A 14,767-nucleotide genomic window follows, 5' to 3' on the forward strand; every position below is an offset into this window, starting at 1 on the left:
GTATGGCCCTGTTTCTCTACAATCAGCTTATCGGTCATCTTATATCTCCAATTCTTTTCCGCGGATTACAGCAGATCCGCTGCGTCCTGCATCAACACGCGACGTGCGACGATGACGCGCATAATTTCGTTGGTACCTTCCAGAATTCGGTGCACGCGATTGTCACGCACGTAACGCTCCATCGGATACTCTTTGATGTAGCCGTTACCCCCGAAGATCTGCAGTGCTTCGTCTGCAACATTGAAGCCCACATCGGTTGCAAAGCGTTTCGCCATGGCGCAGTAAGCGGTCTTGTCCGCGTGACCCGCATCCAGTTTAGACGCAGCCAGACGAACCATCTGACGCGCGGCCACCAGCTCGGTGGTCATATCGGCGATCTTGAACTGCAACGCCTGGAAGTTGGCCAACTCTTTGCAGAACTGCTTGCGCTCGTGCATGTAGTCACGGGCACGGTTCAGTGCAGCCTGTGCAGTACCAATAGAACAGGTCGCGATGTTGATACGGCCGCCATCCAGGCCTTTCATTGCGATCTTGAAGCCGTCACCTTCGTTACCCAGCAGAGCAGAAGCAGGTACCACAACGTCTTCAAAAGTAATCATTCGGGTTGGCTGGCTGTTCCAGCCCATCTTGTCCTCTTTACGGCCATATACGATGCCTTCAGATTTGGCATCAACCGCAAACGCGGAGATCCCTTTCGGGCCGTCTTCGCCGGTACGTGCCATCACCACCAGTACATCGGTGCTACCCGCGCCGGAGATGAAGATCTTGGATCCGTTGAGGATATAGTTGTCGCCTTCACGACGCGCAGTCGTTTTCAGAGACGCAGCATCTGAACCGGCATTCGGCTCGGTCAGACAGTAGGACGCCAGCTTCTGGCCAGCGGTTAGCTCAGGGCACCACTGTTGACGGGTATCTTCATTACCGAAGTCCGCAATCATCCAGGTTGCCATGTTGTGGATAGTGATGAACGCTGTGGTCGAGGTGCAGCCCATCGCCAGTTGTTCAAAGATAATGCTGGCGTCGAGGCGGCTCAGACCTAACCCGCCCACGTCCTCCGGTGAGTACAGGCCACAAAAGCCCATTTCACCCGCGGCACGCAGTACGTCTACCGGGAAAGTCTGTTCCTGATCCCATTCGGCGGCATGGGGTTCAAATTCGTTTTGTGCAAAAGCACGGGCCATGTCGGCGAATGCAATCTGGTCTTCGTTCAGCTCGAAATCCATCGCTCTCTCCTGATGAAAGGGAGTCGCGACATGTTGGCTACGTCGCGCTCCCTTTTTCGTTCTTGTTATATTGTCTGGTACGAATTACTTCAGATGGATGGTAGTGTTCACACCGGTGTCGATATCATCTTCGAACCAACGTGCAGTCACAGTCTTGGTCTCGGTGTAGAAGCGAACCGCCTGCTTACCGTAAGCGTGCTGGTCACCGTAGAAAGACTTACGCCAGCCGGTGAAGGAGAACATTGGCAGAGGCACTGGTACAGGTACGTTGATACCCACCTGACCTACCTTGATCTCGTGCTGGTACTTACGCGCTGCTGCACCGGAAGAGGTGAACATGGAGGTGCCGTTACCGTATGGGTTTTCGTTGATCAGCTCGATCGCTTCTTCCAGCGTGTCTACTTCCAGCGCAATCAGAACAGGACCAAAGATCTCTTCCTGATAGATAGACATGTCACGTGTTACACCACGGAACATGGTTGGGCCAACCCAGTTACCATCCGGGTAACCTTCAACCACAACATCAGAGCCGTCGAGGATACATTCAGCACCAGCATCTTTACCCTGCTGAATGAAGTCCAGCACACGCTCACGCGCCTGTGGGTTGATCTGAGGGCCGTAACCCGCTTCTGGGTCATCCCACGCACCTGGACGCACTTTTGCCAAAGCATCGCGCACTTCAGGGATCCAATTGCGTGCTTCACCAACAAAGACTGCAACAGAGATCGCCATGCAACGCTGGCCTGCAGCACCTACAGACGCACCCGCGATGCTGTTAACAACCTGGTTCTTGGATGCATCCGGCATTACAACCATGTGGTTCTTCGCACCTGCAAACGCCTGTACGCGTTTCATGTGGTCGGTACCGGTGCGGTAGATGTGCTCACCTACAGCTACGGAACCAACGAAGGAGATCGCTGGAGTGTCTTTGTGGGTCAGCAGCTGGTTCACAACGTCTTTAGTACCGTGAACGATCTGCAGCAGACCGTCTGGCGCGCCGGCTTCTTTGAACAGCTCGGCAAGACGCATCGGCGTCAGCGGATCCTGCTCGGACGGTTTCAGTACGAAGGTGTTACCGCACGCGATCGCCATTGGGAACATCCACAGCGGGATCATCGCCGGGAAGTTGAAAGGAGTAATACCTACACACACACCCAGAGGCTGAGTGATGCTGTAGCAATCGATTTTACGGGCTACGTTTTCTACGGTTTCGCCCATGGACAGAGATGCAATGTTGCACGCGTGTTCTACAACTTCGATACCACGCCACACGTCACCTTTCGCATCTTCAAAGGTCTTACCGGTTTCCTGCGCCAACAGAGTTGCAATCTCATCGTGATTCTCTTTCAGCAGCGCCTGGTAGCGCAGCATCAGACGTGCACGCTCACCAACCGGGGTTTCTTTCCAGGTTTCGAAAGCAGTTTTCGCTGCTTCTACTGCGCGCTCTACTTCCGCTTCAGTTGCACATGGAACCTGTGCCAGTACTTCCTGGGTCGCCGGGTTGGTTACCGGAATCAGGTTCTGGGATTCACTCTGAACTAATTCGCCGTTGATCAGGAGAGGGACTTGCTGAGTCATCGCTTTGATACCTAGTTAGTTTTTGTTATTCGTCTTTTTGTTCGGAACGTTTATTACGTGATGGTTAAGTTGTATCACGCACATATGAACTTCAGGATTGATAATCTTGTCTTATTGATGGACTATATTGCGATTCATTAGGTAATTTCCCTTATACATAGGTCGCATCTATGAGCACTCCATCAAGCTGGCCGCTGCCACCGGAAAGCATCCGCTTTGTTATTCCGCACCGCGTCATTTCTGAGCTGGCCAACCATCCGCTCAGCAGCGGCCTCTATCCGCTGGGCATCGGCTATTACCGCCAGGCCTCGGGGCATCATATGGAACGCGACAGTCACGATGACAACCTGCTGATCTATTGCCTTGATGGCGAAGGGGAATTAGAGGTTGAAGGACAAAAACATCGGGTCAGACCCGGTGATATATTGTTAATTCCCAGAGGCATTCAACACGCCTATAAAGCGCGTCCAAGCAATCCCTGGACGATCTACTGGGCACACTTTCACGGCCATCACGCAGCGGATTTCATCCAGCATATTGCGGTGCGAAAAACCGGTCAGAACCAATTGATCATCCCGATTGGTATCCATTCGCGGCTGGCAAGCGACTTTGAGGCTTTACTGGAAGCACGGGAATCTACTTACAACATTAATGCGTATATTTGCGCTGCCAACCAATTACGCCAGATCCTCTCTCACATTGCCCTCCTCCAGCCGTTAGCACGCCACAAACAGTCAGGAGAAGGGTTAGATATCGAGCGCGTTCACAGCCTGATGCAGGCGCGGATTCACGAACAGCTGGACTTGGACACGCTGGCCGAAACGGTAAACCTGTCCAAGTACCACTTCGTTAAGAAATACAAAGAGATCACCGGCACCACACCGATCAACCACTTCATCCAGCTGAAGATAGAGCGCGCTTGCCACCTGTTGGACACAACCAACAACCATGTGAATGAAATCGCGTTTTCTGTGGGTTATGAAGATGCTTATTATTTCTCACGCATCTTCAAGAAGCTGATGGGGGTATCACCCAGCCAGTATCGCAAAATGCGTACCGGGGCGTATCCGTACAAAGGAAACTGACCGTAGGTTGGCCTTTGCAACGCAAAGCCCAACATGTCGGGCATCGCCTTACGATGGCCGACCTACATACTAGCATCACGCCGGTCTTTGTAGGGCAGCCTTTAGGCTGCCGGTAGCCTGAAGGCTACCCTACAAGGTTAATTCACTTCACCAGACGCCAACAAATCCCACCCCTTGTAGGGCAGCCTTTAGGCTGCCGGTAGGCTAAAGCCTACCCTACAACAACGAGAAAGCCGGGTGATCAACGACACACCCGGCTGGAGAGAAAAGCGGATTCGCTACGACTATCCCCTTCTGATAGCCATCACCCGTTCCGTGGGACGGTTAATTTTGCAGGTTTAGATCATCTCTACTGCAACAGCGGTCGCTTCACCACCACCGATACACAGAGACGCTACACCTTTCTTCAGGCCTTTCTGCTTCAGTGCGTGCAGCAGGGTAACCATGATACGGGAACCGGAAGAACCGATCGGGTGACCCAGTGCACACGCACCGCCACGTACGTTTACTTTGTCAGCATCCAGACCCAGCTCGTTGATCGCCAGCATGGAAACAACGGCAAACGCTTCGTTGATCTCGTACAGATCGACATCTTCTTTTGTCCAGCCCGCTTTATCCAGCGCTTTCTGGATTGCACCGATTGGTGCAATGGTAAACTCTGCAGGCAGCTGAGCATGCGTGGAGTGAGAAACGATACGTGCTAATGGCTGCAGACCACGTGCCTGTGCTTCGGACTCTTTCATCAGCAACAGCGCAGAACCACCGTCGGAGATGGAGCTGGAGTTAGCCGCGGTTACCGTACCGTCTTTCTTGAACGCAGGGCGCAGGCTGCGGATCTTGTCGATACGCGCGTTGCCAGGCTGCTCATCGGTATCAACAACCACTTCACCTTTACGGGTCTTGATTGTTACCGGTGCGATCTCTTCTTTGAACTCACCGTTTTCGATTGCTGCCAGTGCTTTGTTCAGGGAACCGATTGCGAAATCATCCATACCTTCGCGGGTGATGTTGTAGTCATCCGCACTCTTCTGCGCAAAGGTACCCATCAGGCCACCTTCGTACGCATCTTCCAGACCGTCCAGGAACATGTGGTCCATCACCTGGCCATGGCCCATGCGCATACCCTGACGTGCTTTAGGCAGGATGTAAGGCGCCTGGCTCATGCTCTCCATACCACCGGCAACCATGACATTCGCAGAACCGGCCAGGATCTGGTCGTGTGCCAGCATCACAGCTTTCATACCGGAACCACACATCTTGTTGATGGTGGTTGCACCCGCTGCATCAGGAATACCAGCAGCACGGGAAGCCTGACGTGCAGGTGCCTGACCAAGACCGGCAGGCAGTACGCAGCCCATCACAACCTCATCGACATCATCTGCTTTCAGACCAGCACGCTCAATCGCAGCTTTGATGGACGTTGCACACAGATCCGGTGCACGCACATCGCTCAGTGAACCCATCATGCCGCCCATTGGAGTACGCGCTGCGCTCACAATTACTACTGCATCCTGACTCATATCTTTCACCTTAAAATCGAGATTTCTAATATTTACGTTAACGTAAAGCTATAGACACAAAAAAAGGGCGCACTGCTGCACCCTTTTTCATTTCAGCGCTTAGTTACCGAAGTTACGCTTAATTACTTTCTGGATCTCACCGACGATACCGTTACGGAACGCCAGTACGCAGACTACGAAGATCAGACCCATGATGATGTGGATGTAGTTACCCAGCTCACCACCAGACAGGTAGTTCTGGATAGTTACTACAGACGCCGCACCTACTATCGGACCGAAGATGGTGCCCATACCACCAAGTAGAGTCATCAGAACCACCTCACCGGACATGTGCCAGTGCGCATCAGTTAGGGACGCCAGCTGGAACACCAATGTTTTGGTAGAACCTGCCAGACCTGCCAGCGCTGCAGAGATCACAAACGCCGCCCACTTGTAGTCGTTAACGTTGTAACCCAGAGATACCGCACGTGGTTCGTTTTCACGGATCGCCTTCAGGATCTGACCAAATGGAGAGTGAACAGTACGGTTCACCAGCCAGAAGCCGAACAGGAAGATCGCAAACACGAAGTAGTACATGGTCATGTTGTCGCTCAGATCAATGAATCCGAACAGCTCACCACGCGGCACACCCTGCATGCCATCCTCACCACCGGTAAACGGTGCCTGCAGATACAGGAAGAAGATCAGCTGCGCCAGCGCCAGGGTAACCATCGCGAAGTAGATACCTTCACGTTTTACCGCCAGCTTGCCATATACCGCACCCAGCAGTGCCGCGGCAACGGTACCACACAGAATACCCAGCTCAGGCGTCAGCCCGACATGAAGCATCATGTAGCCAGTGATGTAACCACCGGTACCCAGGAATGCAGCGTGACCGAAAGACAGTAGGCCTACAAAGCCCAGCAGCAAGTTAAAGGCACAAGCAAACAGTGCGAAACACAGCACTTTCATCAGGAAGACCGGGTACAGGACAAATGGAGCAACCAGACCCAGACCGATCAGCGCAACTGCAGTTTTATTAATTTGCATCTCGGAGTCCCCCTTATGCTTCTTTACCAAAGAGACCGGCTGGCTTGGTCAGCAGCACGATCACCATCACCGCGAAGATTACGGTGGTGGAGGCTTCCGGATAGAAATACTTTGTCAGACCTTCAACAACACCCATGCCAAGACCTGTCAAAATTGCACCACCGATCGAGCCCATGCCTCCGATTACCACAATCGCAAACACCACGATCAGCATATTGGAGCCCATATCAGGAGATACAGAGTACACAGGTGCAGCCATTACACCTGCAAAACCAGCCAGACCTACACCGAAACCAAAGGTCAGGGTTACGATCAGCGGCACGTTGATACCAAACGCCTGCATCAGCTGCGGGTTCTCAGTACCTGCTCGCAGGTAGGCACCCAGTTTGGTTTTCTCAATCATGTACCAGGTCGCCACACACACCACCAAGGATGCGATGATGATCCATGCACGGTAGTTCGGCAGGTACATAAATGGCAGACGGTTACCGCCTTTCAGCTCTTCAGGGATCGCGTAAGACATACCGGAAGAACCAAACATGTGGGTAAACGCACCCTGCAGAATCAGAGCAAGACCGAAGGTAAGGAGCAAGCTATAGAGGTGATCTTCGTTGGCGATAGGACGAAGCAGGTAACGCTCCATCAAAACACCGATACAACCTACTGCCAGCGGTACAAATATCAAAGCCGCCCAGTAGTTGATACCCATGTAGTTCAGGGCCATCCAAGCAAAGAATGCACCCAGCATGTACATTGCGCCCTGCGCAAAGTTGATAATTTTTAGCAGACCAAAAATGATTGCGAGGCCCAAGCTGAGCAACGCGTAAAAGGAGCCATTGATCAGGCCCACAAGCAGCTGGCCGAACAGGCCAAACAGGTTAATACCGAGAAATGTCGCCATAACTCTCCACCCCAAGCCGGATATTAAGGTGCACACAGGTGCAACCAGACCGGAAATTACCGTCCGTTCGAGGATATAGGGGCCGCCGGACGGCAGCCCCGACCTCTTACCGGATCAACTTATAGTTGTTATTTAAAGTCACACTGAGCCAGCATTGGGCCGAAGGCCTGCTCGCCAGGGATAACTTGTTCGATAGCAAAGATATCGTCTTCGTTCTTACGCTCGTCCGCTTTCTTGATACGTACCTGGTACATATCGTGAACCATGCGGCCGTCGTTACGCAGGTATGCGTTACGTGCGAAGAAGTCGTTAGGCTTGTTCTTCTTCATCACTTTCATAACTGCGTCAGCGTCGTCGGTACCTGCTTCTTTGATGGAGTTCAGGTAGTGCATAGTCATTGAGTAAGCACCTGCCTGACCCATTGCAGGGATAGAACCGTGACGTTCTTTGAAGCGCTTGGACCAAGCACGGGTCTGGTCATCCATATCCCAGTAGAAACCGGTAGTCAGCTTCATGCCACCAGCGATGTTTGGATCCAGCGCCTTAGCGTTGTGGGTGAATACCAGCAGACCTGCTACATCAACCATTTCGGTCAGACCGAACTCAGCAGATGTTTTCAGGGAGTTAACGAAGTCAGCACCCGCGTTTGCCAGCGCAACTACGTCTGCACCGGAAGACTGTGCCTGCAGTACGTAAGAGGAGAAGTCAGTGGTACCCAGTGGCGCACGAACTGCACCTACTACTTCACCACCGTTGTTCTTGATTACGCCAGAAGCCACTTTTTCCAGAGCGTGACCGAATGCGTAGTCAGCAGTGATGAAGAACCATTTTTTCTTACCCGCATCTACCATTGGCTTAACGGTACCGTTCGCCAGTGCAACTACGTTGTAAGTCCAGTGAGCGTTGTACGGAGAGCATGCTTTAGTGGTGAAAGCGTGAGAAGCAGAGGTGGAGATCAGCGCGATCTTCTTGTTGTCGGTCAGTACTTTAGTTACCGCACCGGTTACGGAAGATGCTACCAGACCAGTTACGGCGTCAACGCCCTGGCTTTCAACCCACTCACGTGCTTTTGCAGAGCCGATATCCGGCTTGTTCTGGTCATCGGCGCTAACAACTTCGATTGGCTTGCCCAGTACGGTGCCACCGAAGTCTTCAACTGCCATTTCCACTGCTGTTACACAACCTTTACCACAGATATCAGCGTAAACACCGCCCATATCTGCCAGTACGCCGATTTTTACCTTGTCATCAGAGATGCCGGCGGCCTGAGCACCGGAAACAGCAAAAACAGACGCTACAGCTGCGGACAGCAGGGATTTTTTCAATGATTTCATCGTTATTCTCCTGGTAGAGCTTTTTATTGTTATTCACTTTTTTAGGAGCTTTCGGTACTACCCGTGACTTCTAACCGGGCAAATCCCGCAGACTCCCGGAAAATTACCGGATTTAAACACCCAGATAGGTATTGAGCATTTCAGCTTTTGCTTCCAGCTCGTTTGCGTGCACTTCTTCTACAATGTGGCCGTGTTCCATTACGTAGTGACGATCCGCAATTGGCGCCGCAAAACGGAAGTTCTGCTCTACCAATAGAATTGTCAGACCACGCTCTTTCAGCATGACCAACACCTCGCCGAGCTTCTTCACGATCACTGGGGCCAAACCTTCAGTAATCTCGTCAAGCAGCAAGATATTTGCACCAGAGCGCAGGATACGGGCCCATGCCAACATCTGCTGCTCCCCCCCAGATAAGCGCGTGCCCTGACTCATGCGGCGCTCGTAGAGGTTAGGAAATAATTCGTAGATCTCTTCAACACTCATGCCGTCACTGCGAACCGCCGGTGGCAACATCAGGTTTTCTTCTACGTTCAGACTGGAGAAGATGCCGCGCTCTTCCGGGCAGAAGCCCAGACCCAAGTGCGCGATCTTATGGGCGGACATATCAATGGTTTCACGCCCGTTGATATTGATACTGCCTGTGCGTCGACCCACCATGTTCATAATGGAACGGAGGGTAGTCGAACGACCAGCACCGTTACGACCCAGCAGAGTAACCAACTCACCCTGCATTACCGACATATCAATACCGTGCAGGATGTGCGACTCGCCATAGAAGGCGTGCAGATCACTGATACGGATTTTTTCGTCACCTACCGCGCTCATGCTGTCACCTCCTCTTTAGCTGCCTGTTGTGCTTTATCAGCTTCAGTACCCGGTACAACTTCATCTTCAGACACGCCCAGGTACGCTTCACGTACGCGAGGATCTGCAGATACTGTTTCGTAGTTACCTTCAGTCAGGATGGCGCCACGTTGCAGTACGGTGATGTTGTCAGCCAGCTTAGATACAACGTGCAAGTTGTGCTCAACCATCAGGATGGTTCGATCAGCGGATACACGCTTGATCAGATCGGAAACCACATCCACGTCTTCGTGACCCATGCCCTGTGTCGGCTCATCGAGCAGCATCAGTTCAGGATCAAGCGCCAGTGTTGTGGCAATTTCCAGCGCACGCTTACGACCGTAAGAAAGGTCAACGGTGGTGGTGTTAGCAAAGTCCTGCAGGCCTACCGACTCAAGCAGCTCGATAGCACGCCCATTCAGCTTATTAAGGACCTTGTCAGACTTCCAAAAGTGGAAGCTGTTGCCCTCTTTACGCTGAAGCGCGATGCGGACGTTCTCCAATACAGTCAGATGAGGGAAGACTGCGGAGATCTGGAAAGAACGAATAACACCCTTACGTGCAATCTCTGCAGAATGCATTTGGGTGATATCTTCCCCGTTATAAAGGATCTGACCTCGTGTAGGGATCAGAAACTTGGTTAGAAGGTTAAAAACGGTGGTCTTACCGGCACCATTCGGGCCAATAAGCGCGTGAATCGTTCCACGCTCAACGTTTAAATTTACATTATCTACTGCGGTGAAACCTTTGAACTCTTTTACAAGATCAGTGGTTTGCAGCACGTAATCGACACTCATGCGGAACCCAAGCCTCGCCGTTTTTATTGTTATTTTTCCAGTTTTACTACCCTGGGAGATGCTTACCTTGACGTAAGCGGTGAACCCAAATTAGCAATTTCCCCTACGGGAAGCCAAGTACTACTTTAGTCTAAGATTATAGATTTTTCACCCCTAAAACCAGTAAAAACCCTTATAAATCATCCACCTAAACAGCAAATACCCCTTTGTGATAATATATGTGAATACCCTTATACAGCTTTACGTTTACGTAAACTTCCTTTACGCTAATCTCAAACGTGGTAGTACAAAGACATGAACGAAAAGAAGACCTATTCCATCAGTGAACTGGCAAGCGAGTTTGACGTAACAACCCGCAGCATCCGGTTCTATGAAGACCAGCAACTCCTGGCGCCAGCGCGTCGCGGTCAGACGCGCGTCTATAGCAGCCAGGACCGCGTGCGCCTGAAGCTAATTCTGCGCGGCAAGCGATTGGGCTTCTCTCTGGCGGAAACACGCGAACTGTTCGAACTTTGGGACGAGACCACAACCGGCAGCGAAAAGCAGTTAAACCTGTTGCTGGTAAAGATTGCTGAAAAGCGAGCAGAACTGGAGCAGCAGCTGAAGGACATTGCCATGGTTCAACTTGAACTGGACAGTGCCGAAGCCCGCTGCCGCGAAACACTTAACGAAATACAACAAAAACAACAGACCGAATAACACCTCTTCTATATAAGGGAGCGGTAGATCGGCGAGCAATGGGTGAAATTATGATCTCACAATACTCTGGACTGAACTTTGGACTTGGCGAAACCATTGATATGTTGCGTGAGCAGATCAACAGCTTCGCAGCAAAGGAAATCGCACCGCGCGCGGAAGAGATTGACCAGCAGAACGAGTTCCCTAACGATCTGTGGCGTAAATTCGGCGACATGGGCCTGCTCGGCATCACCGTTAAAGAAGAGTACGGCGGCGTGGACATGGGCTACCTGGCTCACGTTATTGCGATGGAAGAGATTAGCCGCGCATCCGCCTCTGTAGGTCTGTCCTACGGTGCCCACTCCAACCTGTGTGTAAACCAGATCCACCGCAACGGTAACGAAGAGCAGAAACAGAAGTACCTGCCAAAACTGATCAGCGGTGAGCACATCGGCGCGCTGGCGATGTCCGAGCCAAACGCTGGTTCCGACGTTGTATCCATGAAACTGCACGCCCGCGACAACGGTGACCACTACCTGCTGAACGGCAACAAGATGTGGATCACCAACGGTCCTGACGCAAACACTTACGTTATCTACGCGAAGACCGACGTAACTGCAGGCCCTAAAGGCATCACTGCATTCATCGTAGAGCGTGACTACCCTGGATTCTCCCGCCACCAGAAACTGGACAAGCTGGGTATGCGCGGCTCCAACACCTGTGAGCTGGTATTCGAAGACTGCCCAGTACCTAAAGAGAACGTACTGGGTGAACTGAACGGCGGCGTGAAGGTGCTGATGTCCGGTCTGGACTACGAGCGTCTGGTACTGTCCGGTGGCCCACTGGGTATCATGGAAGCTGCAATGGACATCGTGATCCCTTACATCCGTGACCGTAAACAGTTCGGCCAGTCTATCGGTGAGTTCGAACTGGTGCAGGGTAAGGTTGCTGACATGTACTCCATCATGAACGCATCCAAAGCTTACGTTTACATGGCGGCACAAGCTGCAGTACGTGGCGAAGCATCCCGTAAAGATGCTGCAGGCTGTATCCTCTACACCGCAGAGATGGCAACCAAGATCGCTCTGGACGCGATCCAGCTGCTGGGCGGTAACGGTTACATCAACGAATTCCCTACCGGCCGCCTGCTGCGCGACGCCAAGCTGTACGAGATTGGCGCGGGTACTTCCGAGATCCGCCGTATGCTGATCGGCCGCGAACTGTTCCTGAACAAGTAAGGCAACTGCCCTACCCCGGACCGTAATCGCTACTTTATTGCTTCCTTATATATAGGTGCGATTCAAAAAAGCGTTGCGGTCCTGACTCAAAACTTTTCAGGAATCTGTAAGAGGAGATCGGTATGGCCGTTCTGCAAAGCAAAATCAATCCACGTGCAGAAGACTTCCGCAGCAACCATGACGCTATGGCTGAAGCGGTAAACGACCTGCGCGACAAAGTATCCACCATCGAACAGGGCGGCGGTCCTAAGTACCAGGAACGCCACCTGTCCCGCGGCAAATTGCTGCCCCGCGAACGTATCAACGCCCTGCTGGACGAAGGCTCTCCATTTATGGAGTTGTCCCAGATGGCAGCCTACAAAGTGTATGACGATGTAATCCCGGCAGCGGGTATCATTGCCGGTGTTGGCCGCGTAAGCGGTCAGGAATGCATGATCATCGCCAACGACGCGACGGTTAAAGGCGGCACCTACTACCCGCTGACCGTGAAGAAACACCTGCGTGCGCAGGAGATCGCCGAGCAAAACCACCTACCATGTATCTACCTGGTGGACTCCGGCGGTGCCAACCTGCCGCAGCAGGACGACGTATTCCCGGATCGCGACCACTTCGGTCGTATCTTCTACAACCAGGCGCGCATGTCTTCTAAAGGCATCCCACAGATCGCTGTGGTCATGGGCCTGTGTACTGCCGGTGGTGCATACGTACCAGCCATGGCAGACGAATCCATCATCGTGCGAAACCAGGGCACTATCTTCCTGGCCGGTCCTCCACTGGTTAAAGCAGCCACCGGTGAAGTGGTTTCAGCAGAAGACCTGGGTGGTGCAGACGTTCACTGTAAAGTGTCCGGTGTAGCCGACCACTACGCAGAGAACGACGCGCACGCGCTGCAGATCGCGCGTACCTGTGTCGCGAACCTGAACCGCAAAAAGAACCTGGATCTGGATATCCGCGAGCCGAAAGCGCCTCTGTATAGCGCAGACGAGATCTACGGCATTGTTGGTACCGACCTGAAGAAACCGTTCGACGTACGCGAAATCATCGCCCGTATCGTGGACGGTTCCGAATTCGACGAATTCAAGAAGATGTACGGCACTACGCTGGTAACCGGTTTCGCCCACATCCACGGCTACCCAGTGGGTATCGTGGCGAACAACGGCATCCTGTTCGGTGATTCCGCCCAGAAAGGTGCACACTTCATCGAGCTGTGCTGTCAGCGCAAGATCCCGCTGCTGTTCCTGCAGAACATCACCGGCTTCATGGTAGGTCAGAAAGCGGAATCCGAAGGTATCGCCAAGCACGGTGCCAAGATGGTAACGGCTGTGGCGTGTGCCGACGTACCTAAGCTGACCGTGCTGATCGGTGGCTCTTTCGGTGCCGGTAACTACGGCATGTGTGGCCGTGCGTACAGCCCTAACTTCCTGTGGATGTGGCCAAACGCCCGTATCTCCGTAATGGGTGGTGAACAGGCGGCTGGTGTACTGGCAACCGTTAAACGCGACAACATGGATCGCGTGGGTCAGGAATGGTCCGCCGAAGAAGAAGCAGAGTTCAAGAAACCGATCGTTGACACCTACGAACACCAGGGTCACCCATACTACGCCAGCGCGCGTCTGTGGGACGACGGCGTAATCGATCCGGCTCAGACCCGCGACATCATCGGCATGGGTCTGTCTGCTGCACTTAACAAACCGATCGGCGACACCAAGTTCGGTGTATTCCGCATGTAAGGAGGCTGTTATGTCTAATAGCTTTGTATTGCTGGAAAAAGGCTCCGACGGTGTAGCCCAACTGATCGTCAACCGTCCCGAAGTGCACAACGCGTTCGACGACGATGTGATCGAGCAGTTGATCGCCAATCTCGAAGCCTGCGACGAAGATCCTGAGATCCGCGTCCTGGTACTGCGTTCCAACGGCAAGAATTTCTCTGCCGGTGCTGATCTGGCATGGATGAAGCGCATGGCGCAGAACAGCCATCAGGAGAACATGGAAGACGCCGGTCGTCTTGCCCGCCTGATGGAAGTACTGAACGGCCTGTCCAAGCCGACTATCGGCCTGGTTCAGGGCGCTGCCTACGGCGGTGCTGTAGGTCTGGCGGCATGCTGCGACATCGTGATCGCCGCTGAGTCCAGCCAGTTCTGCCTGAGTGAGGTAAAAATCGGCCTGATCCCTGCGGTGATCAGCCCATACGTGGTCCGCGCTATCGGCGAGCGTCAGGCACGCCGCTACTTTGTCACCGCCGAGCTGTTCTCTGCTGCTGAAGCAAAAGAGTTTGGCCTGGTACACGAAGTGGTTGCCGACCCTGCCCTGTTCGACGATGCCTGCGCACGCTTTGTGAAACAGCTGCGTCGTAACAGCCCACAGGCGATGCACGCGGCGAAAGAACTGATCTTCGCCGTAAGCAGCAAGGTAATCGATCAGGACGTGATCGACGACACCGCGCGCCGTATCGCTGATATCCGTGTCAGCGAAGAGGGTCAGGAAGGTCTAGGATCTTTCCTGCAGAAGCGCAAGCCAAACTGGATTCAGGAGTAAGCGAC

13 protein-coding genes are annotated in these 14,767 nt (G+C 53.0%); 5 read left to right on the plus strand and 8 right to left on the minus strand.

Annotation, left to right across the window (positions count from 1 at the left end; translation table 11 throughout):
- Positions 1 to 65: 65 nt before the first annotated feature.
- Both ACEQ15_RS07585 and ACEQ15_RS07590 read right to left on the minus strand, forming a co-directional pair.
- Complete coding sequence (locus ACEQ15_RS07585; RefSeq protein WP_370278511.1) at positions 66 to 1,223, minus strand: acyl-CoA dehydrogenase family protein; 1,158 nt, start codon at positions 1,221 to 1,223, stop codon at positions 66 to 68.
- An 84-nt stretch (positions 1,224 to 1,307) separates the two neighbouring features.
- Entirely contained in the window at positions 1,308 to 2,801 is a 1,494-nt protein-coding gene (locus ACEQ15_RS07590; protein ID WP_370278512.1) for a CoA-acylating methylmalonate-semialdehyde dehydrogenase, read from the minus strand.
- Between the two features lie 170 nt (positions 2,802 to 2,971).
- Here ACEQ15_RS07590 and ACEQ15_RS07595 point away from each other — a divergent pair, with 170 nt between their 5' ends.
- Positions 2,972 to 3,886 carry an AraC family transcriptional regulator gene (locus ACEQ15_RS07595; RefSeq protein WP_370278513.1) on the plus strand — a complete coding sequence of 305 codons (915 nt, stop codon included), beginning with the start codon at positions 2,972 to 2,974 and terminating at the stop codon, positions 3,884 to 3,886.
- Between the two features lie 338 nt (positions 3,887 to 4,224).
- Here the strand turns inward: ACEQ15_RS07595 and ACEQ15_RS07600 are convergent, their stop codons facing one another.
- From ACEQ15_RS07600 to ACEQ15_RS07625, 6 genes are all read right to left on the minus strand, one after another.
- The gene (locus ACEQ15_RS07600; RefSeq protein WP_370278514.1) at positions 4,225 to 5,406 is read right to left on the minus strand and encodes an acetyl-CoA C-acyltransferase; all 1,182 of its coding nucleotides are present in this window, start codon (positions 5,404 to 5,406) and stop codon (positions 4,225 to 4,227) included.
- A 99-nt stretch (positions 5,407 to 5,505) separates the two neighbouring features.
- Positions 5,506 to 6,435: a branched-chain amino acid ABC transporter permease gene (locus ACEQ15_RS07605; RefSeq protein ID WP_370278515.1), complete on the minus strand. Its 930-nt coding sequence runs from the start codon at positions 6,433 to 6,435 to the stop codon at positions 5,506 to 5,508.
- A gap of 13 nt (positions 6,436 to 6,448) precedes the next feature.
- The gene (locus ACEQ15_RS07610) at positions 6,449 to 7,336 is read right to left on the minus strand and encodes a branched-chain amino acid ABC transporter permease (RefSeq protein ID WP_370278516.1); all 888 of its coding nucleotides are present in this window, start codon (positions 7,334 to 7,336) and stop codon (positions 6,449 to 6,451) included.
- Between the two features lie 128 nt (positions 7,337 to 7,464).
- On the minus strand, positions 7,465 to 8,670 hold the full coding sequence (locus ACEQ15_RS07615; RefSeq protein ID WP_370278517.1) for an ABC transporter substrate-binding protein: 1,206 nt from the start codon (positions 8,668 to 8,670) through the stop codon (positions 7,465 to 7,467).
- Between the two features lie 112 nt (positions 8,671 to 8,782).
- Positions 8,783 to 9,496, minus strand: a complete 714-nt coding sequence (locus ACEQ15_RS07620; RefSeq protein ID WP_370278518.1) for an ABC transporter ATP-binding protein — start codon at positions 9,494 to 9,496, stop codon at positions 8,783 to 8,785.
- A complete protein-coding gene (locus ACEQ15_RS07625; protein WP_370278519.1) occupies positions 9,493 to 10,311 on the minus strand; it encodes an ABC transporter ATP-binding protein in 819 nt (272 codons plus the stop codon). Before ACEQ15_RS07625 ends, ACEQ15_RS07620 begins: the two co-directional genes overlap by 4 nt.
- Before the next feature lie 294 nt (positions 10,312 to 10,605).
- Between ACEQ15_RS07625 and ACEQ15_RS07630 the strand changes: the two genes are divergently transcribed.
- The 4 genes from ACEQ15_RS07630 (at position 10,606) to ACEQ15_RS07645 (ending at position 14,762) form a co-directional block, all read left to right on the plus strand.
- On the plus strand, positions 10,606 to 11,010 hold the full coding sequence (locus ACEQ15_RS07630; RefSeq protein ID WP_370278520.1) for a MerR family DNA-binding transcriptional regulator: 405 nt from the start codon (positions 10,606 to 10,608) through the stop codon (positions 11,008 to 11,010).
- Positions 11,011 to 11,060: 50 nt separating this feature from the next.
- Positions 11,061 to 12,227 (plus strand): isovaleryl-CoA dehydrogenase, encoded by a 1,167-nt coding sequence (locus tag ACEQ15_RS07635; RefSeq protein ID WP_370278521.1) that lies wholly within the window; start codon positions 11,061 to 11,063, stop codon positions 12,225 to 12,227.
- Between the two features lie 122 nt (positions 12,228 to 12,349).
- Positions 12,350 to 13,957 (plus strand): carboxyl transferase domain-containing protein, encoded by a 1,608-nt coding sequence (locus ACEQ15_RS07640; protein ID WP_370278522.1) that lies wholly within the window; start codon positions 12,350 to 12,352, stop codon positions 13,955 to 13,957.
- 10 nt (positions 13,958 to 13,967) lie between these two features.
- Positions 13,968 to 14,762 (plus strand): enoyl-CoA hydratase/isomerase family protein, encoded by a 795-nt coding sequence (locus ACEQ15_RS07645; RefSeq protein ID WP_370278523.1) that lies wholly within the window; start codon positions 13,968 to 13,970, stop codon positions 14,760 to 14,762.
- Positions 14,763 to 14,767: the final 5 nt, after the last annotated feature.

It is taken from the genome of Pontibacterium sp., assembly GCF_964228735.1.
Taxonomy (GTDB): domain Bacteria; phylum Pseudomonadota; class Gammaproteobacteria; order Pseudomonadales; family Balneatricaceae; genus Pontibacterium.

Coding starts and splice junctions, on each gene's coding strand:
- ACEQ15_RS07590 (WP_370278512.1), bottom strand. CDS start 2,801: ATGACTCAGCAAGTCCCTCTCCTGATCAACGGCGAATTAGTTCAGAGT.
- ACEQ15_RS07630 (WP_370278520.1), top strand. CDS start 10,606: ATGAACGAAAAGAAGACCTATTCCATCAGTGAACTGGCAAGCGAGTTT.
- ACEQ15_RS07640 (WP_370278522.1), top strand. CDS start 12,350: ATGGCCGTTCTGCAAAGCAAAATCAATCCACGTGCAGAAGACTTCCGC.
- ACEQ15_RS07595 (WP_370278513.1), top strand. CDS start 2,972: ATGAGCACTCCATCAAGCTGGCCGCTGCCACCGGAAAGCATCCGCTTT.
- ACEQ15_RS07615 (WP_370278517.1), bottom strand. CDS start 8,670: ATGAAATCATTGAAAAAATCCCTGCTGTCCGCAGCTGTAGCGTCTGTT.
- ACEQ15_RS07645 (WP_370278523.1), top strand. CDS start 13,968: ATGTCTAATAGCTTTGTATTGCTGGAAAAAGGCTCCGACGGTGTAGCC.
- ACEQ15_RS07600 (WP_370278514.1), bottom strand. CDS start 5,406: ATGAGTCAGGATGCAGTAGTAATTGTGAGCGCAGCGCGTACTCCAATG.
- ACEQ15_RS07635 (WP_370278521.1), top strand. CDS start 11,061: ATGATCTCACAATACTCTGGACTGAACTTTGGACTTGGCGAAACCATT.
- ACEQ15_RS07585 (WP_370278511.1), bottom strand. CDS start 1,223: ATGGATTTCGAGCTGAACGAAGACCAGATTGCATTCGCCGACATGGCC.
- ACEQ15_RS07625 (WP_370278519.1), bottom strand. CDS start 10,311: ATGAGTGTCGATTACGTGCTGCAAACCACTGATCTTGTAAAAGAGTTC.
- ACEQ15_RS07605 (WP_370278515.1), bottom strand. CDS start 6,435: ATGCAAATTAATAAAACTGCAGTTGCGCTGATCGGTCTGGGTCTGGTT.
- ACEQ15_RS07610 (WP_370278516.1), bottom strand. CDS start 7,336: ATGGCGACATTTCTCGGTATTAACCTGTTTGGCCTGTTCGGCCAGCTG.
- ACEQ15_RS07620 (WP_370278518.1), bottom strand. CDS start 9,496: ATGAGCGCGGTAGGTGACGAAAAAATCCGTATCAGTGATCTGCACGCC.